Origin of the sequence: Amycolatopsis sp. DG1A-15b, from assembly GCF_030285645.1 — a bacterium.
Lineage (GTDB): Bacteria > Actinomycetota > Actinomycetes > Mycobacteriales > Pseudonocardiaceae > Amycolatopsis.
Map to the genome: position 1 here is coordinate 2812999 of NZ_CP127296.1, position 17494 is coordinate 2830492.

General features: G+C 72.5%; 21 protein-coding genes. 16 read left to right on the plus strand and 5 right to left on the minus strand.

Annotation, left to right across the window (positions count from 1 at the left end):
* Nucleotides 1–2 precede the first annotated feature (2 nt).
* The 6 genes from QRY02_RS12695 (at nt 3) to QRY02_RS12720 (ending at nt 5004) form a co-directional block, all read left to right on the plus strand.
* On the plus strand, nt 3–800 hold the full coding sequence (locus tag QRY02_RS12695) for an SCO1664 family protein (protein ID WP_285991733.1): 798 nt from the start codon (nt 3–5) through the stop codon (nt 798–800).
* Nucleotides 785–1696 carry an aminoglycoside phosphotransferase family protein gene (locus QRY02_RS12700; protein WP_285991734.1) on the plus strand — a complete coding sequence of 304 codons (912 nt, stop codon included), beginning with the start codon at nt 785–787 and terminating at the stop codon, nt 1694–1696. The genes QRY02_RS12695 and QRY02_RS12700 overlap by 16 nt, the downstream gene beginning before the upstream one ends.
* Before the next feature lie 50 nt (nt 1697–1746).
* Nucleotides 1747–2559, plus strand: a complete 813-nt coding sequence (locus QRY02_RS12705) for a DUF3097 domain-containing protein (RefSeq protein WP_285991735.1) — start codon at nt 1747–1749, stop codon at nt 2557–2559.
* An 84-nt stretch (nt 2560–2643) separates the two neighbouring features.
* On the plus strand, nt 2644–3078 hold the full coding sequence (locus QRY02_RS12710) for an NfeD family protein (RefSeq protein ID WP_285991736.1): 435 nt from the start codon (nt 2644–2646) through the stop codon (nt 3076–3078).
* Complete coding sequence (locus tag QRY02_RS12715; protein ID WP_285991737.1) at nt 3075–3563, plus strand: SPFH domain-containing protein; 489 nt, start codon at nt 3075–3077, stop codon at nt 3561–3563. Before QRY02_RS12710 ends, QRY02_RS12715 begins: the two co-directional genes overlap by 4 nt.
* A gap of 88 nt (nt 3564–3651) precedes the next feature.
* Entirely contained in the window at nt 3652–5004 is a 1353-nt protein-coding gene (locus QRY02_RS12720) for an SPFH domain-containing protein (protein ID WP_285993825.1), read from the plus strand.
* Between the two features lie 108 nt (nt 5005–5112).
* On the opposite strand, the gene QRY02_RS12725 is transcribed toward QRY02_RS12720, so the two are convergent.
* Nucleotides 5113–6450 (minus strand): MFS transporter, encoded by a 1338-nt coding sequence (locus QRY02_RS12725; RefSeq protein ID WP_285991738.1) that lies wholly within the window; start codon nt 6448–6450, stop codon nt 5113–5115.
* 247 nt (nt 6451–6697) lie between these two features.
* On the opposite strand from QRY02_RS12725, the gene QRY02_RS12730 reads away from it, so the two are divergent.
* The 6 genes from QRY02_RS12730 to QRY02_RS12755 all read left to right on the plus strand — a co-directional run bounded on the left by QRY02_RS12730 (nt 6698) and on the right by QRY02_RS12755 (nt 10719).
* Nucleotides 6698–7321, plus strand: coding sequence for an acyl-CoA-like ligand-binding transcription factor (locus tag QRY02_RS12730; RefSeq protein WP_285991739.1), 624 nt, complete (start codon nt 6698–6700; stop codon nt 7319–7321).
* A 79-nt stretch (nt 7322–7400) separates the two neighbouring features.
* Nucleotides 7401–8924, plus strand: coding sequence for an FAD-dependent monooxygenase (locus QRY02_RS12735; protein ID WP_285991740.1), 1524 nt, complete (start codon nt 7401–7403; stop codon nt 8922–8924).
* Nucleotides 8925–8950: 26 nt separating this feature from the next.
* Entirely contained in the window at nt 8951–9337 is a 387-nt protein-coding gene (locus QRY02_RS12740; RefSeq protein ID WP_285991741.1) for a VOC family protein, read from the plus strand.
* Nucleotides 9337–9657 carry a metalloregulator ArsR/SmtB family transcription factor gene (locus QRY02_RS12745; RefSeq protein WP_285991742.1) on the plus strand — a complete coding sequence of 107 codons (321 nt, stop codon included), beginning with the start codon at nt 9337–9339 and terminating at the stop codon, nt 9655–9657. Before QRY02_RS12740 ends, QRY02_RS12745 begins: the two co-directional genes overlap by 1 nt.
* Nucleotides 9654–10130: an SRPBCC family protein gene (locus QRY02_RS12750; RefSeq protein ID WP_285991743.1), complete on the plus strand. Its 477-nt coding sequence runs from the start codon at nt 9654–9656 to the stop codon at nt 10128–10130. The genes QRY02_RS12745 and QRY02_RS12750 overlap by 4 nt, the downstream gene beginning before the upstream one ends.
* On the plus strand, nt 10108–10719 hold the full coding sequence (locus QRY02_RS12755) for a TetR/AcrR family transcriptional regulator (RefSeq protein WP_502874250.1): 612 nt from the start codon (nt 10108–10110) through the stop codon (nt 10717–10719). The genes QRY02_RS12750 and QRY02_RS12755 overlap by 23 nt, the downstream gene beginning before the upstream one ends.
* Here QRY02_RS12755 and QRY02_RS12760 read toward each other — a convergent pair.
* Nucleotides 10699–11475 (minus strand): SGNH/GDSL hydrolase family protein, encoded by a 777-nt coding sequence (locus QRY02_RS12760; protein ID WP_285991745.1) that lies wholly within the window; start codon nt 11473–11475, stop codon nt 10699–10701. The two genes, QRY02_RS12755 and QRY02_RS12760, sit on opposite strands and share 21 nt — an antisense overlap.
* Before the next feature lie 110 nt (nt 11476–11585).
* On the opposite strand from QRY02_RS12760, the gene QRY02_RS12765 reads away from it, so the two are divergent.
* From QRY02_RS12765 to QRY02_RS12775, 3 genes are all read left to right on the plus strand, one after another.
* The gene (locus QRY02_RS12765) at nt 11586–12161 is read left to right on the plus strand and encodes a dihydrofolate reductase family protein (RefSeq protein ID WP_285991746.1); all 576 of its coding nucleotides are present in this window, start codon (nt 11586–11588) and stop codon (nt 12159–12161) included.
* Between the two features lie 69 nt (nt 12162–12230).
* Nucleotides 12231–12905 (plus strand): class I SAM-dependent DNA methyltransferase, encoded by a 675-nt coding sequence (locus QRY02_RS12770; RefSeq protein ID WP_285991747.1) that lies wholly within the window; start codon nt 12231–12233, stop codon nt 12903–12905.
* Nucleotides 12906–12935: 30 nt separating this feature from the next.
* Nucleotides 12936–14930 (plus strand): DUF1707 domain-containing protein, encoded by a 1995-nt coding sequence (locus tag QRY02_RS12775; RefSeq protein WP_285991748.1) that lies wholly within the window; start codon nt 12936–12938, stop codon nt 14928–14930.
* On the opposite strand, the gene QRY02_RS12780 is transcribed toward QRY02_RS12775, so the two are convergent.
* Nucleotides 14927–15436 carry a CGNR zinc finger domain-containing protein gene (locus QRY02_RS12780; protein WP_285991749.1) on the minus strand — a complete coding sequence of 170 codons (510 nt, stop codon included), beginning with the start codon at nt 15434–15436 and terminating at the stop codon, nt 14927–14929. The genes QRY02_RS12775 and QRY02_RS12780 overlap by 4 nt on opposite strands.
* A 25-nt stretch (nt 15437–15461) precedes the next feature.
* On the opposite strand from QRY02_RS12780, the gene QRY02_RS12785 reads away from it, so the two are divergent.
* A complete protein-coding gene (locus QRY02_RS12785) occupies nt 15462–15626 on the plus strand; it encodes a hypothetical protein (protein WP_285991750.1) in 165 nt (54 codons plus the stop codon).
* Between the two features lies 1 nt (nt 15627).
* Here the strand turns inward: QRY02_RS12785 and QRY02_RS12790 are convergent, their stop codons facing one another.
* Complete coding sequence (locus QRY02_RS12790) at nt 15628–16662, minus strand: site-specific integrase (protein ID WP_285991751.1); 1035 nt, start codon at nt 16660–16662, stop codon at nt 15628–15630.
* 9 nt (nt 16663–16671) lie between these two features.
* Complete coding sequence (locus QRY02_RS12795) at nt 16672–17466, minus strand: alpha/beta fold hydrolase (protein WP_285991752.1); 795 nt, start codon at nt 17464–17466, stop codon at nt 16672–16674.
* Nucleotides 17467–17494 lie beyond the last annotated feature (28 nt).

Below are 17494 nucleotides of genomic sequence, written 5' to 3' on the forward strand. Positions count from 1 at the left end.
CCATGGCGACTGCCCCGGCCGATCCCGCGTCCCGCGAACTCGTCACCCACGGCCGCATCGACGTCGAAGGCCGGCTGGTCGACGCCTCCAACGTCACCCTCTTCTGCGCCATCGAGCTCGACGGCGTCACCGGCCGGGTCGTCTACAAGCCGGTGTCGGGGGAGCGGCCGCTGTGGGACTTCCCCGACGGCACCCTCGCCGGGCGCGAGGTCGCCACCGCGATCATCGCCGACGCCGCCGGCATCGGCGCGATCCCGCCGACCGTGCTGCGCGACGGCCCGTTCGGCCCCGGCATGGTCCAGCTGTGGGTCGAAACGACCGAGGACGACCTGGTCGAAGTCCTGCCGCCCGACGACGTCCCCGACGGCTGGCGCCCGGTGCTGCACGCCCACGACCGGCTCGGCGAACCCGCGGTGCTCGCCCACGCGAACCACCCCGGGCTGCGCGACCTCGCCGTGCTCGACATCGTGGTGAACAACACCGACCGCAAGGGCGGGCACCTCCTGCCCGGCGTCGACGGCCACGTCTACGGCGTCGACCACGGCATCTGCCTGCACACCGACCCCAAGCTGCGGACCGTCCTGTGGGGCTGGATCGGCGAGCCGCTGCCACCGGACACGGTCGAGAAGCTGCGCAAGCTGCGCTCCGAAATCGACGGCGGCCTCGGCAAGACCCTGTCGGAGCACATCGCCAAGTTCGAGATCCGGGCCCTGGCCGACCGCACCGACGTCCTGCTCGCCGAGGGCCTCTTCCCCGAGCCCGGTGACGACTGGCGCGCCATCCCGTGGCCCCTCTTCTGATCGACGACCCGGCCCGGGCCCGGCTCGTCGACCGCTTCGGCGCGGAACTGGCCGAGCCGTGGTGCGACGCCCTCCCGGACCTGGTCGCGCGCCTGACCGCCGAGTGGGGGCTGACCGTCCGCGAGGCGAGGCCCGGCAACACCGGCCGCACCCTGCTGTGCACCGGCCCCGGCGGCGACCTGCGGGTCCTCAAGCTGACCCCCGATCCGGAAGTCGCCCGGCTGGAGTTCACCGGGCTGCGCGCCTGGGCCGGCTGCTCCCGCGTCGTCCAGGTCCTCGACGCCGACCTCGACGCCAACGCGATCCTGCTCGAAGGCCTCGTCCCGGGCACCGAGCTGTCGGGGCGCGACGTGCCGTGGGCCGAGCTCGGCGAGCTGCTCGACCAGCTGCACTCTGTCGATCCAAGCGGGGTTGATCCAAGCGGGGTCGAGCGCGAGTTCCGGCGCCTGGCCGAGGGCATCGAGTTCATCTTCAACCTCTCCGAACGCCGTCGCCGCGAATCCGCGGCCGCCGGGTTGATGAGCGCCGACGTGCTGGCCAAGGGGCGCGAGCGCGCCATGGCACTGACCACCAGCGGGCCGGTCACGCTGATCCACGGTGACCTGCACCCCGCCAACGTCCTCGACGCCGGGCCGGAACGCGGCATCGTGGCCATCGACCCGCGACCCGGCCTCGGCGACCCGTCCCTCGACGCCGTCGACTTCGTCTACGTCCCGATGGCCGCCGGCGGCACCATCGACGACGGGATCGCCGCCCTCGCCCCCCACGTTGCGGACTTCGACGCCGAGCGCGTGCGCGCCTGGTGCGTCGCCATGGCCCCGCTGGTCGCACTCGCGCCGCTGCGCCGGGGCGAGCGGACACCGTTCACCGACGCGGTCCTGGAACTGGCCCGCTGACGGCGTGGCATGACCCGTCCGGGGTGCTGCCGCCAGTAGGTTCCCTGCTCGTGCGCTCCCATTCCTATGACGACGTGCTCGCCGGCCGGCGCCGCAAGAAGGTGCCGGAGGTTCCCGCCGAGCGCGGTCTCGTGGTCGAAGACCCGGCCAGCGGCTACTGCGGCGCGGTGGTGAAGATCGAGTACGGGAACGTCGTGCTCGAGGACGCCAAGGGCCGCCACCGCGTCTTCCCGCTCGCCCCCGCCGGCTTCCTCCTCGAAGGCAAACCGGTCACGCTGGTCCCGGTCAAGACGGTGAAAGCGCCGGCCAAGCAGGTCTCCGCGTCCGGGTCGGTGAAGGTGCAGGGCCTGCAGGCCCGCGTCGCCCGCGACTCCCGCATCTGGGTCGAAGGCAAGCACGACGCCGAGCTCGTCGAGCGCGTCTGGGGGCACGACCTGCGCGTCGAAGGCGTCGTCGTCGAACCGCTCGACGGCGTCGACGTGCTCGCCGACCGCATCGCCGAGTTCGGCACCGGCCCGGGCCGCCGCCTCGGCGTCCTGGTCGACCACCTCGTGCCCGGCAGCAAGGAGTCGCGGCTCGTCGAGGCCGTCCACGACGAGAACGTGCTGGTCACCGGCCACCCCTACATCGACGTCTGGGAAGCGGTGCGCCCCGCCGCGGTCGGTATCGAGGCGTGGCCCAAGATCCCGCGCGGCATCGAGTGGAAGCAGGGCATCTGCGACGCGCTCGGCTGGGGGCAACCTTACGAGGGCTGGCAGCGTGTCCTGAGCGGGGTGAGCAGTTTCCGCGACCTCGAGACCCCGCTCATCGGGGCGGTGGAACGGCTCATCGACTTCGTCACCGAACCGCCGGAAGAGGGCTGAATGTCCGAATTGTCCAAGGTCACGCGAAGGTTACGTCCCGTCACTGCGCCGGTGCGAACCGGCGCGATCTGAGAGCATGAAGCCATGACTTGGGCTCTGGTCTGGTTGATCGTCGGGATCGCCCTGATGATCGCCGAAGTCGTCTCCGGCGACTTCGTGCTGATCATGCTGGGGGTCGCCGCGCTGTTCGGCGCCGGTGCCGAGGCCCTCACCGGGAACCTGGTCATCGACGTCGCCGTGTTCGCCGTCGCCTCCGTGGGCATGCTCCTGCTGGTCCGCCCGGCGCTCAAGCGGCGGCTGCTGTCCGGGCCGGCCCACCACACCGGCATCGACGCCCTGATCGGCGCCCGCGCCGTGGTCGTGTCCACAGTGGATGCCGAGGCGGGGCGGGTGAAGCTGGCCGGCGACGTCTGGTCGGCCCGCAGCCTGGGGGAGCACTGCCCGCCCATCGCGCCCGGCACCGCGGTCACGGTCGTCGAGATCTCCGGCGCCACCGCCGTCGTGTCGGCCGAGCCGTGAGCCTGGGACTCGTCATCGTCGGCGAAGGCCACGCCGCGGTGATCGAACGCGGCGGCCACTTCCGCACCGTGCTCGGCCCCGGCCGCCACTTCGTGCTCCCCTTCGCCGACCGGGTCCGCGCCCGCTTCGACCTCGGCGAGCAGATCCTGTCCGCCCCGCCGCGCCCGGTCGAAGCCGGCGACGGGCAGGAAGTCCTGATCGGTTTCGAGGTCGTCTTCGCGGTCACCGATCCGCGCCGGGCCACCTACGAAATCGCCGGCCCGGCGCTCGCGATCGAACAGCTGACCCGCACCGCGTTGCGGCAGGAAGCCGGCCTGACCACCGCCGAGCGCGCCGTCACCGCGCCCGGGGACCTGCACCGTACAGTGTGGACGGTCCTGCACGACACCACCGGCCGCTGGGGCGTCACCGTGACGGAACTCAAGCTCGAGGTGAGCCCGCCCGCGGCACCCACAACGCCGTCAACCGCGCAAGAATGGTACTAGGTAAGGGGAAATACTCTTGACCGGATTCGCGATCGGCTTGGTCATCGCCTTGGTCTTGCTCGTGATCATCACGATAGCCAAGGCGGTCATGGTGGTGCCGCAGGCGCAGTCGGCCGTGATCGAGCGGCTCGGCCGGTTCCGCACGGTCGCCTCGCCCGGCCTCAACATCCTCGTGCCGTTCCTGGACAAGGTGCGCGCCCGGATCGACCTGCGCGAGCAGGTCGTCTCGTTCCCGCCGCAGCCGGTCATCACCGAGGACAACCTGACGGTGTCGATCGACACGGTCGTGTACTTCCAGGTCACCGACTCGCGCGCCGCGGTGTACGAAATCTCCAACTACATCGTCGGTGTCGAGCAGCTGACCACCACCACGCTGCGCAACGTGGTCGGTGGCATGAGCCTCGAGCAGACCCTGACCTCCCGCGACTCGATCAACACCCAGCTGCGCGGCGTGCTGGACGAAGCGACCGGCCGGTGGGGTATCCGCGTCAGCCGGGTCGAACTGAAGGCGATCGACCCGCCGCCCTCCATCCAGGACTCGATGGAGAAGCAGATGCGCGCGGACCGCGAGAAGCGCGCCATGATCCTCACCGCGGAAGGTCAGCGGGAGTCCGCCATCAAGACCGCGGAAGGCCAGAAGCAGAGCCAGATCCTCTCCGCCGAAGGTGCCCGCCAGGCGACCATCCTGGCCGCCGAGGCCGAGCGGCAGTCCCGGATCCTGCGGGCCCAGGGTGAGCGCGCCGCGCGCTACCTGCAGGCGCAGGGCCAGGCGAAGGCGATCGAAAAGGTGTTCGCCGCGATCAAGGCCGGCCGCCCGACGCCGGAGGTGCTGGCCTACCAGTACCTGCAGACGCTGCCGCAGATGGCGCAGGGCGACGCGAACAAGGTCTGGATGATCCCCAGCGACTACGGCAAGGCCCTCGAAGGCTTCGCCCGCGCGCTCGGTGCCCCCGGCGACGACGGTGTGTTCCGGTACGAGCCGGCGAAGGAAGACGACGTCCCGGCCAAGCCCGACCTCGAGGACGAAGAGGTCTCCAGCTGGTTCGAAACCAAGAGCGACCCGAAGGTCGCCGAGGCCGTCGCGGCCGCGGAAGCGGTGGCGCGCAAGGAGGTCCCGGCCATCGGGGCGCCCTCGTCGCCGCCCGCGCGGCCGTCGATCCCGCGCCCGGCCCAGCAGCTTGAGCCGGCCGCCGACGAGGACCGCGGCACGGAGGTCACGCCCGCCCCGCAGCAGCCTTCGAGCTCCCAGCCCTCGACGCCTCAGGGTGGCCAGCCCGCGCTGCCGCAGCCGCAGGCCCCGGCCGGTCCGCCGCCGGGCGGCCAGTACCAGGGCCCGCCCCCGCAGGCTCCGCCGCCGGGCCAGTTCGGCGGCGGCCCCCAGCAGAACCCGGGCACCGGCCCCTTCCCGCAGCAGCCCCCCTTCGGCGGCCCGCGCCGCTGAAGTTCACCCGACGAGGGGCCTCCCACCGAGTGCGGTGGGAGGCCCCTCGTCACGTGTGTCGTCCATCCAGGTACGCGTGTCGTCCGCCTGGGCACGCGTGTCGTCCGGTCAGGTGCGCTGGTAGATGCTCGCGTCGTCGATGTCGGCCTTCGAGCGGTCCTTCAGGAAGATCACGCACAGCACCGAGACCACCGCGGACAGGATGATGTAGCCGGAGATCGCGTACGGCGTCCCGGTCGTGTGCAGCAGCCACGTCGCCAGCAGCGGCGCCGGCCCGCCCGCGAACACCGACGCCAGCTGGTAGCCGAGCCCCGCGCCGCCGTAGCGCAGGTGCGTCGGGAAGCTTTCGCCGATCAACGCCGCCTGCGGTCCGTACTGGAGTGCGTGCGGGACGAAGGACACGACGACCGCGACGAACACCAGTGCGTGGCTGCCGTGCGCAAGGATGGTGAAGTACGGGAACGCGATCACCCCGGTCAGCACCGCCCCGCACAGGTAGACCCGTTTGCGGCCGAAGGTGTCCGACAGCGTCGAGAACAGCGGGATCAGCGCCAGCTCGCACGCGGCCCCGACGAGGACCGCGTTGAGCACGAAGGTCTTGCTGAACTCGTGCCGCGACACGACGTAGATCAGCACGTAGCTGGTGAACAGGTAGAAGGGCATCTGCTCGCTGAACCGGACACCGGCCGAGAGCAGGATTTCCCGCCAGTGGTGCCGGATCGCGTCGAGCACCGGCGTACGCGCGGTCTGCCGGTTCTCGACGAGCTTCGCGAACATCGGCGTCTCGAGGATCTTCAGCCGGATCACCAGGCCGACCCCGACGAGCACCAGGCTGAGCAGGAACGGGATCCGCCAGCCCCACGAGTCGAACGCCTCGGGGGAGAGCGTCGCCGACAGCAGCGTCATCCCGCCGGTGCCCAGCACCAGCCCGACCGGGACGCCGATCTGCGCGAAACTGCCGAGCAGCCCCCGTTTGCGCTGGTCGCCCCACTCCATGGCGAGCAGCACCGAGCCGCTCCACTCGCCGCCGATGGCGATGCCCTGCACCAGCCGCAGCAGCACCAGGATCAGCGGCGCGGCGACCCCGATCGCCGACGTCCCGGGCAGCATCCCGACGACGCCGGAGGAGATGCCCATCAGCAGCAGCGTGACGATCAGCGTCGCCTTCCGCCCGATCCGGTCGCCCCAGTGCCCGAAGATCGCGGCCCCGACCGGCCGCGCGGCGAACCCGACCGCGTAGGTGGCGAACGACTGCATGGCGCCGGCATAGGCGCTCGAAGCGGGGAAGAACAGGTGCGGGAAGACCAGGGCCGCCGCGGTGTTGTAGAGGAAGAAGTCGTACCACTCGATGGTCGTGCCGACCGCGCTCGCCAACGCTGCCCGCCGTACTTGCACTTTGCTGCCTGACGCCACCTTGTGAGTGACGCTGTTGTCTCCCAGAACCATCTCGCAACACCTCCGGTGACCGATGTCACACAACAGTGTGACGCGCGTCAACGGTTTCGGCGATCGATGACGCGTTTCTCGTCCGGTCGGTGACGGAGCGCCGGAAACTTGCGCGCGCGACCGCCAGCTGCGCCTGCGCCGGTGGCGGGGCACGCCCGCTACGAAGCTTTCCTCGCCGGCAGCCCGGCCATCAAACTTGCCGACTGAGCAACTTTGCAGATTCGGCAACGTTTGGTACCTTGAGTTCATGGACACCGACCGCGCCGGGCTTCGTGATCGCAAGAAGCAGCAAACGCGCATCGCGCTGAGCTGGGCGGCGATCCGGCTGACCGTCGAACGCGGCTTCGACAACGTGCGGATCGAAGACATCGCCGCCGAAGCCGGGGTGTCCACGCGGACCTTCAGCAACTACTTCGGCAGCAAGGGCGAAGCCATCGTCGCCCGCCACCACGACCGGGCGCGCGCCATTGCCGCCGCGCTGCGCGACCAGCCGGCCGGTAAACCGATCTGGGACGCCGTCACCCAGGCCGCGCTCGACGGGTTCGCGCTCGGCGAACCGGTGCCCGACGGGCAGGGTGCCACCCCGGCGTGGGTGGAAGGGCTGCGGCTGATGGTCGCCGAACCCGCCCTGCAAGGCGAGTTCCAGAAGGCCGGGGCGGCGGCCGAAGCCGAGTTCGCGCTCGCCGTCGCCGAACGCACCGGCACCGACGCCACCCGGGACGTCTACCCGCGGCTCGTCGCGGGCGTCGTCGGGGCGGCGCTCAACGTCGTCACCCAGCAGTGGCTCGTCGCCGAACCGCGGCCGTCACTCGAAGAGGTCCTGCGGGACGTCTTCGGCCGGCTCGCCGCCGGGCTGCCTGAACCCCGCTAGCCCCCCCCCATCCGAAGAGCGCCCGCAGGCCGGGCTGCTTCGCCATGCCCATTTTCCCGCCACCGCAAGGAGTTTCGTCATGGAAGACGTCGTCATCGCCGGAGCCGGCCCGAACGGCCTCATGCTCGCCTGCGAACTCGCCCTCGCCGGGATCCGCCCGCTGGTCCTGGAGCGGCTGCCCGAGCCGACCACCGAAAACCGCGCCAACGGTCTCGTCGGCCAGGTCGTCCGCCTCCTCGACCGCCGCGGCCTGCACGACCGGCTGGCGGGCCCGATCGGGCCGCCCGCACCGGCGTTCGTCTTCGGCGCGATGCGGCTCGACCTCACGCTCACCGACCCGAACCCGCTGAACATCCTCGGCGTGCCGCAGCGGCGCGTCGAAGCGATGCTCAACGAACGCGCCGCCGAACTCGGGGTCGAGGTCCGCCGGGGGCACGAGCTCACCGGGCTGACCCAGGACGCCGACGCGGTCACCCTCGACGTCACCGGTCCCGAAGGGCCCTACCGGCTGCGGACCCGGTACCACGTCGGCGCCGACGGCGGCCGCAGCGTCACCCGCAAGCTCGCCGGCATCGACTTCCCCGGGGTCACCGAAGACCGCACGCTCTCCTACACCGCGAACGGCACCGTGCCCGCGGAGTTCGCCGACGCGGAGTCGGGCGGCCTGCGCGTGCCCGGTCACGGCGTCATCCCGCCGTTCTTCCACTACCGCACCGGAACCGGCCTGTTCGTCTACGCGCCGTTCCCCGCCGGCCCGCTGATCAGCACCATGGAGCTGGCCGACGGCGAAGAGTCCGGCGACGAGCCGCCGATGACCCTCGACGAGCTGCGCGCGAGCATCGAGCGGGTCCTCGGGTTCGCGCTGCCGGTCGAGCCGCCGACCGGCGACGGGCCGCACCTGCTGCGCCGGCTGCGCGGGCGCAACACGCGGCTGGCCGCGAAGTTCCGCGAAGGGCGCGTCCTGCTGGTCGGCGACGCCGCCCACGTCCACTCCGCGATCGGCGGCCCCGGGCTCAACCTCGGCCTGCAGGACGCCGCCGGCCTCGGCTGGAAGCTCGCCGCGACGCTGCACGGCTGGGCGCCGGCGGGCCTGCTCGACACCTACGAGAGCGAACGCCGTCCGATCGCCGAGCGCGTCGTCATGCAGACGCAGGCGCAGTCCGCGTTGATCGCGCCGGGCCTCGAGGTCACCGCGCTGCGCGAGCTGTTCGGCGAGCTGCTGCGGCTGCCCGGCACGGTGCAGCACATCGCGGACCTCATGTCCGGCGCCGACGTCCGGTACGAGCCGGCCACCGACCACCCGCTGGACGGCCGCTGGGCGCCGGACCTCGTCCTGGCCGACGGGACCCGGCTCGCCGAGCTGACCCGGACGGCCCGGCCGCTGCTGCTGGACTTCACCGGCTCGCTCGGCGACGAGCTGCGCGGCTGGACCGACCGCGTCGACCTCGTTCCCGGCCGGACCCCGGGCGACGCGACCGCGCTGCTCGTCCGGCCCGACGGCTACGTCGCCTGGGCGACCGGCGCGACGGACCCGGACGAAACGGAACGCAAGGCCCTCCGCACCGCCCTCGAACGGTGGTTCGGCCACCCTCTTGACGCGTAGGAGATCTCCTACCTATTGTCGGCGGCATGCCGATCACCCACGTGCAGTTCCTGACCCTGCCCGTTGCCGACCACGCCCGCGCGCGGGACTTCTACGTGGGCAAGCTCGGCTTCGAGGCGCTCGTCGACCGCCGCACACCCGAGGGCGGCCGGTTCGTGATGGTCGCGCCGAAAGGGGCGAAGACCGGCGTGGTCCTGACCGACCAGCAGGTCACCGGCATCGAACCGGGGCCGCGGCACTTCCAGCTGCAGACCACCGACGTCGACTCCGATGTCGCCGCGCTGCGGGCAGCCGGGGTCGAGGTCGCCGAGCCGCAGCCGCAGCCGTGGGGCCGGGCGACGTCGTTCACCGACCTCGACGGTCACACGATCGGCCTGCTCGAGCCGTCGGACTTCGGCGCCGTGCCGCGCTGATGCCGGTCAACGACGACGTCTTCGCCGCGCTGGCCAGCCCGGCGCGGCGCGAAGTGCTCCGGCTGCTGCTCGACGGTCCGATGGCCGCCGGCTCGATCGCGGAACGGTTCGAGATGGCCCGGCCCAGCCTCTCGGAACACCTGCGGGTGCTTCGGGAGGCGGGCCTGGTCACCGAGCAGCGCCAAGGCCGCCACCGCGTCTACCGCCTCGACGCGGCGCCGCTGGAAGAGGTCGCGGACTGGCTGACGCCGTACGAGCGCTTCTGGCGCACCAAGCTCGCCAACCTGCGCGACCTGCTGGACGAAGGGGACGACCTGTGACCGACGACGACCCGAGCGCGATCCACGTCGACCAGTTCCTCGCCCACCCGGCTCGCAAGGTGTGGCGCGCCCTGACCGAGCCGGACCTCCTGGAGCGCTGGCTGAACATGCCCAACGACATCAAGCCCGTGGTGGGGCACCGCTTCGAGCTGCTGGCCGAGCCGGTGCCCGCGGCCGGGTTCGCCGGTGGCCCGGTGGCGTGCGAGGTCCTGGAAGTCGAGCCCGAGCGCAAGCTCAGCATCCGCTGGGGTCCGCAGTGGACGGTCACCTGGCGGCTCGAACCGGAGGGCAGCGGCACCCGGCTGTTCCTCAGCCACGAAGGGTTCGACCCGGACGACGAGTTCCAGCGCGTCTCGCGCCGGATCATGGGTGGCGGCTGGCGCTCGCACGTGCCGCGGGCGCTGGCCCGGCTGCTGGACACGCTGCAGGATCCTGCCCCGTTACGATCGGCTGGTGAACCCCGCCGCCGCTGACCCCGCCGAGTCGAAACCGCTGCGCGCCGACGCCCGGCGCAACCGGGCTCGCGTGCTGGAGGCGGCCGAGAGCGTCTTCGCGGCCAAGGGCACCGGAGCACCCACCGAGGAGGTCGCGCGCGTCGCCGGCGTCGGCATCGGCACGGTGTTCCGGCACTTCCCGACGAAGGAGGCGCTGCTCGAAGCGGTGCTCTTCGCCCGGCTGAGCCGGTTCGTCGACGAGGCCGAGACGGCGGTGGCCGCGGAGTCCGCCGAGCCGGGCACCGCGTTCTTCAGGTTCCTCGCCAGCTGGGTCGAGATGTCGAGCGCGAAGAGCGCCTACTTCGAAGCCCTCACCGCGGCCGGGGTCACGGTCCCGGTGGCGAAGTCCGACATCGGCGCGCGGTTGCTGGCGGCCCTCGGCGTGCTGCTTTCGCGCGCGCAGCAGGCGGGCGCGGTCCGCGACGACCTGGTCGTCGGCGAGCTCATCCCGGTGATCATCGGCGTCGCGCGGGCCGCCGAGTACGCCGGCCCGGACACGACCCTGCGCGGCCGGGCGGTGGACATCCTCTTCGACGGTCTGCGCCCGTCAGCGGGGGAGCGGCGCTGAGCCCACCGGCGCGAGCACCGGGCGCTTCGCGGTGAGCGTGTCGCCGGAGGACTCGCCCCGCAGCCGGCGTCGCACCCACGGCAGCGCGTGCTCCTGGGCCCACTTGAGGTTCTGGCTGCGGCGCGCGGCCGGGCTCAGCACCTCGCGCGGACCCAGCTCGGTCGCGGCCAGCGGGTGTTCGACACCGAGGGCGGCCAGCACGGCGATGGCGACTTCGGTGTGGCCCCAGGCGTTGAGGTGCAGGCGGTCCGGTGCCCACAGCCGCCGGTCGCGCAGCTGCCGCATGGCCCACATGTCCACCAGCAGCGCGCCGTGGCGAGCGGCGATCGCGCGGACGAACTCGTTGTAGATGGCGACCCGGCCGCGCATCTTGCGGAACAGCGCGTCCTCGACGCCGTCGACGCCGGTGAACAGCACCAGGCGGGCACCGGTCGCCCGGATCTTCGCGACGGCCGCTTCGTAGTCGGCCATCAGCCCGTCGATGTCGACCTTGGGCCGCATCAGGTCGTTGCCGCCGGCGTAGAGGGTGACCAGGTCGGGGTCCATGGCCAGCGCGGGCTCGAGCTGCTCGCCGAGGATCTGCGGCATCAGCTTGCCGCGGATGGCGAGGTTGGCGTAGCGGAACTCGGGCTCGCGCACGGCGAGCTGCTCGGCGACGCGGTCGGCCCAGCCACGCACCCCGTTCGGAGCGGCGGGATCGTCGTCACCGACGCCTTCGGTGAACGAGTCCCCCAGGGCCACTAAGCGCTTGCTCATGTGTCCAGTGTAGGCAAGCCCCGGAAGAAAATTCCGAAGGCCTGTCGGATCGCGGCCGTGGTGTTCGTAGCAGGGGCAAAGGGCAAACCGCTTCCCCCGAGGAGACCACCATGACCGCCACCTACACCTTCGACATCTTCTCCACGCTCGACGGCTACGCCAACCACAGCGGCGACTGGGGCGGCTACTGGGGCAAGCAGGGCCCCGAATTCCTGGCCCACCGCGCCGCCGCCTACCGCGACCCCCTGCGCATGGTGCTCGGGGCCAAGACCTACGCGTCGAACGCGCCGTTCCTCGGCGCGGGCTTCGACCGCAGCCGGTTCGACGAGTGGATCACGCGCATGTTCGGCTCCCCGGTGACGGTGCTCTCCAGCCGGCTGACCGAGCCGCTCGACTGGCCGGGCACGACGATCGAGCCCGGCGACCCGGTCGAGGTCGTCAGGCGCCTCAAGGCCGGATCGGACGTGCCCCTGCGCTCTCACGGGAGCCTGACGCTCAACCGGGCGCTGCTGAACGCCGGCCTGGTCGACGCCGTCGAGGTGACGGTGTTCCCGGTGCTCTCCGGCAAGACCGGCGTGACCCGGGTCTTCGACGGCGTGGACGACTTCGACCTCGAGCTGCTCGAGGCCCGGACCTTCGACGGCCACACGCAGGTGCTGACCTACCGGCCGACCCGGCACGGTTGACCGGCGCCGGGAGTTCCGCCGGGCGCGGAATCCGTGTACCGCGCCGCCGCGGCCCGGTACACGGGAAGGGTGACCGACTACGACGCGATCGCCGACTGGTACGAAACCACCCTCGTCCCCAGCTGGCGGGCGGACCCGCTGGAGTTCGGGCCCACCCTGCGGGAGCTGCTCGGGCCGGGCACGGGACCGTGTCTCGAGCTGGGCTGCGGCACCGGTGCCCACGCCGGGCGCATCCGGGAGCTCGGCCGTACCCCGCTCGGCGTCGACGTCTCCGCCGGGATGCTGCGGCACGCGGCCGCGCGGCTGCCGGTCGCGCGGGGGGATGCCGCGGTGCTGCCGGTCGCCACCGGGGCGCTGCCCGCCGTCGTCGCGATCATGGTCCACACCGACATGCCCGCCTACCCCGCGGTGCTGCGCGAAGCCGCCCGCGTGCTGGCGCCGGGCGGGGTGTTCGTGCACGTCGGCGTGCACCCGTGCTTCTGCGGCGGCTTCGCCGACCGCACCGACGGCCGCGCCGTCGTCATCCGGCCCGGCTACCGGGAACGCGGCTGGACGATGGAGTCGTGGACCGATCAGGGCCTGCGGGACAAGGTCGGGGCCACCCACCTGCCGCTGCCCGCGCTGCTGGGCGCGGTGCTCGACGCGGGCCTGGTGTTCGAGCGGTTCGCCGAAGGCGGCGCGCCCACGCCGACCGTCTTCGCCTGGCGCGCGAGAAAGCCTTACACCGAAGGAACCAACCGATGATCCTCCGGGACGGGTCGCTATTCTCCCGCGATGACTGGGGAAGTCCGAATCGGTGACCAGGCCCGCGCGGCAGCCACCCGCACACTGAAAACAGCATTGCGGGAAGGCCGGCTCGACCTGGCCGAGTACGAACGGCGGCTGGTGGTGGTCCAGGCCGCCCGGGTGGGGAAGGACCTGACGCCGGCCGTCGCCGACTTACCCGATGGTTCCGGCCGGACCGGCCCGGGACTGCGGATCTCCGCCGCCGACCGGGAACAAGCACTGGTCCGGCTGGCCGGCGCCCTGACCGACGGGCGCCTGCAAGCACGTGCCTACGCCGACGCCGAGGAACTGCTGAACCGGGCCGTCACCTACGCCGACGTCGAAGCGGTCGTCGGCAACCTGGACGCCAAGGCCAGCATCGCCGAACGCGATCAGGCCGTCGCGCGCATCGAGGCCGCGGTCGCCGGCGGGCTGCTGGATCCGGCCGAACAGCACGACCGCGTGGCCGCGGTCCGGCGGGCGGCCACCGACGCGCAGCTGGCCGCGCTGGTGGCCGACCTGCCCGCCGGTACGGGCCCGGCCCGGTCGCCGCGGGCCTCCCACGCCGACCGGGAAGCCGTGGTCGCCCGGCTGCACGACGCCGTCGAAGCCGGGGTGCTCGACCTGCCGGAGTTCGACGAACGGGTGCGCGCGGTGTACGCGGCGCGGCTGCGCGACGAGCTGACGCGGCTGGTCGCGGACCTGCCCGAGCCGGCGCCGGAACCGCTGGCTTCCCTGCCGCCCGCACCGCCCGTCGACCTGCCTGCGCCGCAGCCACCGTCGTTCGAGGCCGGTATGACCAGGGCCAAGATCGCGGGCTTCAGCGTGTTCCCCATGATCGGCCTCGTGATCGTCCTGGCGATGGCGGGCCTGACCGCACCGGCCATCGCGGTGGCCTCGGTGTCGGCGATAGTGTTCGTCGGGACCCTCGTGTACGCCAAGCGCACGATGACGGCGGCGATGGCCGCGGAAAGCGCTCCCCGAGCCGAAAACCGGTTCGTGTCCATGATCGAACCGTTCCCCGGCCGGGGGCCGACGTGGGTCGACGTGGACCCCGCCGAGTGGACGCCGGCCGAGCGGGCACTCGGCCGGCACAAGGGCGACCTGGACTCGATCACGGCCCTGGTGCTGCCCGACGGCACCCCGGTGGCGATCACCGGCAGCCGGGACAACACGGCCCGGGTGTGGGATCTGACCGACGACTCATGGCGGCACACGCTCAGCGGCCACACCCACGACGTGGTGGGCGTCGCGGCCATGGTCCTGCCGGACGGCGTCCCCGTCGCGGTGACGGTCAGCACGGACCGGACCGCTCGGGTGTGGGACCTCCGGGACGGCTCCCCCCGCGGCACCCTGCCGGGACTGGCCCCGGAGCCGGAGAAGGTGCGGTGCCTGTCGTTGGCCGACGGCACCCCGGTGGCGGTCGCCCACAACGGCATCAACGCTATCCAGACGTGGGACCTGCGCGACCACAAGCGGCGGCACAACCTCCGGGAGGAGAACACCTTCGCCCAGATGGTTCCGGCGATCCTCCCCGATGGCACGCCGGTCGCGGTGGTCTCCGACTGGGGGAACCACCTCCGGGTGCTGAACCTGGCGAACGGGAAGCCGCGGTTCCGGCTCACCGGCCACACCCAGCCGGTCAACGCGATCGACACCACGGTCCTCGCCGACGGGACCCCGATCGTCGTGTCCGCGGGCCAGGACAAGACGATCCGCGTCTGGGACCTGGGACGCCGAACCCTGCTCCACACCATCACCGGCCTGGTCCAGGCGAAAGAGGCCGTGGTGTGCACGACCCTGCCGGACGGCACCCCGGTCGCGGTCGCCTGCGACTGGGAGCCGGGCAACACGTCGGTGTGGAACCTCCGGGACGGTTCCGAACTGCCGTTCCGGTTCGATCTCTGGGGGAAGATCCTGAGCGCGGTCGCCCTCCCGGACCGGACTCTGCTCCTGGGGTTCTCCGACGATGCCCGCGCGGCGGCTGTTCGCCGGCTTCCCTAGGCACTGACCTGCCGGGCCCGGTGCTCGGCCACGTGGACGCGCGTGGCACACCGGGTCGAGCAGAACCGGCGACGGCCGTTGCGCGAGGTGTCGACGTACGCCGTTTCGCAGCCTTCGCGGCTGCAGATGCCCAGGCGGTCGGGAGCCTCGCACACCAGGTGGGCCAGGCCGCCCGCGGTGTACGCGCGGACCCGGCCGACCGGACCGGCGTCCTCCGCCGAGTAGTGCAGGTGGGGTGGTTTGCCGTCGTGGGTGGTGATGTACGGGCGGCACGCCGCTTCGGCCAGCAGCTCGTTGACCAGCTCCGGGCGGGCGACGACGTCCGCGGCGAACACCGGCCGCAACCGGCCGGCCCACGCGCCGATCAGGGCCGCTTCGCCGTCGGTCAAGGCCTGGATGGCCATGCCGTTGCGGACCATTCCGTCGAGGAGCTCGCTCGCGGAGCCGGCGTTGACCAGGTCGGCGGCGACCAGCGCCGCCGGGCCGCCGTAAGGGTTGAAGTGCACTGAGTCATTACAGCACGATCGGGGCATGGACCGGAACCGTTGCCCTCGCTGCGGCTGGCCGCTCGCCGAACTCCCGGCGGCCGCGTCCCAGCCCGTCACCCATCGCCTCGACTACGTGCGCTGCGTCTGCGGCAGCTGGCTCGCCCGCTGGGACGGCGAAGTCGTCGGCGCCACCCGCTCGGCGCCGTGACTCAGAGGTCGAGCGCGCCCGCCGCGTTGTCGTTCCACTGGTCGACGCGGCGGATGTACTCGTACAGCGCCCGGCTGCCGCGCACCCAGCGGCCCTGATCGGCGATGGCGAGATCGTCGGCGCCGGCGCGGCGTGCCTCGGTGGCGAACCCGGACCGCAGGGAGTGCCCGGTCACCGGGTACGGCAGGCCCGCGCGGACGCCGGCCCGGGTGAGGATCTGGTTGACGCCGGTCGTGCTCAACGCGGGCTCGCCGACATTGCCGTGCCGGTCGACGCGGCGGAACGCCGGACCTTCGGTGATCCCCGCGCCCGACCGCCACGCGTGCCACGCCCGCACCGGGTCGGTGTCCGGGCTCTCGCGCCGCGGGACGACCATGTCGCCGGTGCTCTTTCCGTGCCGGACCGTCACCGCCAAGCCCCGGTCGTCGACCGGCTGCACGTCGGTGACCAGCAGGTTCGCCAGGTCGGAGCAACGGGCGGCGATCGGGAAGCCGATCAGCAGCATCGCCCGGTCGCGGGCGCCGGCCAGGGTGTCCGGGCACGCTCGCGACATCGCCCGCAGGTCGGCGAGGGTGACCATGGTGGCCTTGCCGCGGCCGCGCTGGACGCCTTCCCGCGCGAGGCGCTGCCGGTACCCCTTCAACGCCCGCCACGCCGCGCGGCTCGCTTCCGGATCGACGACGACCTTGTGGTGCCGCAGCCCGGCCAGCGCCCCGGTGAGCCGCCGTTCGATCGTCGACGGCGCCGCCGGGGCGGCCCGTTCGGGCACCTCGGGCAGGGCTCGTTCGCCGGGCCGCAGCGTGCGTCCCCGTTCCAGCCACACGACGAACCCGGTCAACGCCCCGATCGACGCCGACAGCGCCGGGATCCCGGCTTCGGCGGTGTAGTCCTGCCACACCTGCCAGTCCTGGGCGTAGGCCTTGAGCGTGTTCGGCGGCCGCTGCTCGTCGACGTGCCGGGCGGCCGCGGCGTCCAGCAGCGCCAGCCGGTCCTGCGGGCTGAGCGCGGCGTCGATCACCGGTTCCAGGTCGGGCACGCGCCGAGGTTACGGGATGTCGATCTCCGCGGGCAGGAACCGGGCCAGGGCGTCGGCCACCGCGTCGGGACGTTCCAGCGTCTGGATGTGCGGAGCACCGGCGACGACCTCGAATTCCGCGCCCCCGCCGCCGATCCGGCCGGCGATGGCGGCCATTCCGTCGACCGGGATCGACGCGTCCGCCTCGCCCGCGAGCGCCAGCGCCGGTGCGGGGAAGCCGCGAAGCCGTCCGTAGACGTCCAAACCGCCGTACCCACGCCAGATCGACGCCCACGTCGGCGGATCGAACGAGGCCAGGCACGCACGGGCGTACCGCACGCCGCCGGTGTCGGCGGCCAGGGCGCCGGGGGTGAACCAGCGTTCCAGCGTCGGCTCGATCAGCGGGGTCATCCCGGCGGTCTCGGCGAGCCGCGCGCGCTCCTCGAAGGCTTCGGGTGCCGGCCGGTCGGGCGCGGCCAGCACGGCCAGGGACGCGAAGCGGCCGGGCGCGGCAACGGCGGCGGTCTGCGCGATCGCCCCGCCCAGGGACAACCCGGCGACGTGAGCGGTGTCCACCTCGAGCGCGTCCAGCACGGCCAGCAGATCGGCGGCGGTGGCCGCCATCGTGAACGGCAGCGGGGCCCCGGCGGCGGACCCGTGCCCCCGGACGTCGTAGGCGAACACCCGGCGGCCTTCGGCGAGGCGGTCGAGCACCGGGTCCCACATCCGGCGGTCCAGACCGAGGGAGTGGACGAGCACCACGGCGGGTCCGTGGGTGCCGCGGGCGGTCACCGTCGTCTCGTGGTCGGAAGCGGTGATCTTCATGTCTTGATCTTCTCAGCGGCGTCCAGGG

Coding starts and splice junctions, on each gene's coding strand:
- QRY02_RS12695 (WP_285991733.1), top strand. CDS start 3: ATGGCGACTGCCCCGGCCGATCCCGCGTCCCGCGAACTCGTCACCCAC.
- QRY02_RS12710 (WP_285991736.1), top strand. CDS start 2,644: ATGACTTGGGCTCTGGTCTGGTTGATCGTCGGGATCGCCCTGATGATC.
- QRY02_RS12720 (WP_285993825.1), top strand. CDS start 3,652: ATGGTGGTGCCGCAGGCGCAGTCGGCCGTGATCGAGCGGCTCGGCCGG.
- QRY02_RS12725 (WP_285991738.1), bottom strand. CDS start 6,450: ATGGTTCTGGGAGACAACAGCGTCACTCACAAGGTGGCGTCAGGCAGC.
- QRY02_RS12730 (WP_285991739.1), top strand. CDS start 6,698: ATGGACACCGACCGCGCCGGGCTTCGTGATCGCAAGAAGCAGCAAACG.
- QRY02_RS12735 (WP_285991740.1), top strand. CDS start 7,401: ATGGAAGACGTCGTCATCGCCGGAGCCGGCCCGAACGGCCTCATGCTC.
- QRY02_RS12740 (WP_285991741.1), top strand. CDS start 8,951: ATGCCGATCACCCACGTGCAGTTCCTGACCCTGCCCGTTGCCGACCAC.
- QRY02_RS12745 (WP_285991742.1), top strand. CDS start 9,337: ATGCCGGTCAACGACGACGTCTTCGCCGCGCTGGCCAGCCCGGCGCGG.
- QRY02_RS12760 (WP_285991745.1), bottom strand. CDS start 11,475: ATGAGCAAGCGCTTAGTGGCCCTGGGGGACTCGTTCACCGAAGGCGTC.
- QRY02_RS12765 (WP_285991746.1), top strand. CDS start 11,586: ATGACCGCCACCTACACCTTCGACATCTTCTCCACGCTCGACGGCTAC.
- QRY02_RS12775 (WP_285991748.1), top strand. CDS start 12,936: ATGACTGGGGAAGTCCGAATCGGTGACCAGGCCCGCGCGGCAGCCACC.
- QRY02_RS12785 (WP_285991750.1), top strand. CDS start 15,462: ATGGACCGGAACCGTTGCCCTCGCTGCGGCTGGCCGCTCGCCGAACTC.
- QRY02_RS12795 (WP_285991752.1), bottom strand. CDS start 17,466: ATGAAGATCACCGCTTCCGACCACGAGACGACGGTGACCGCCCGCGGC.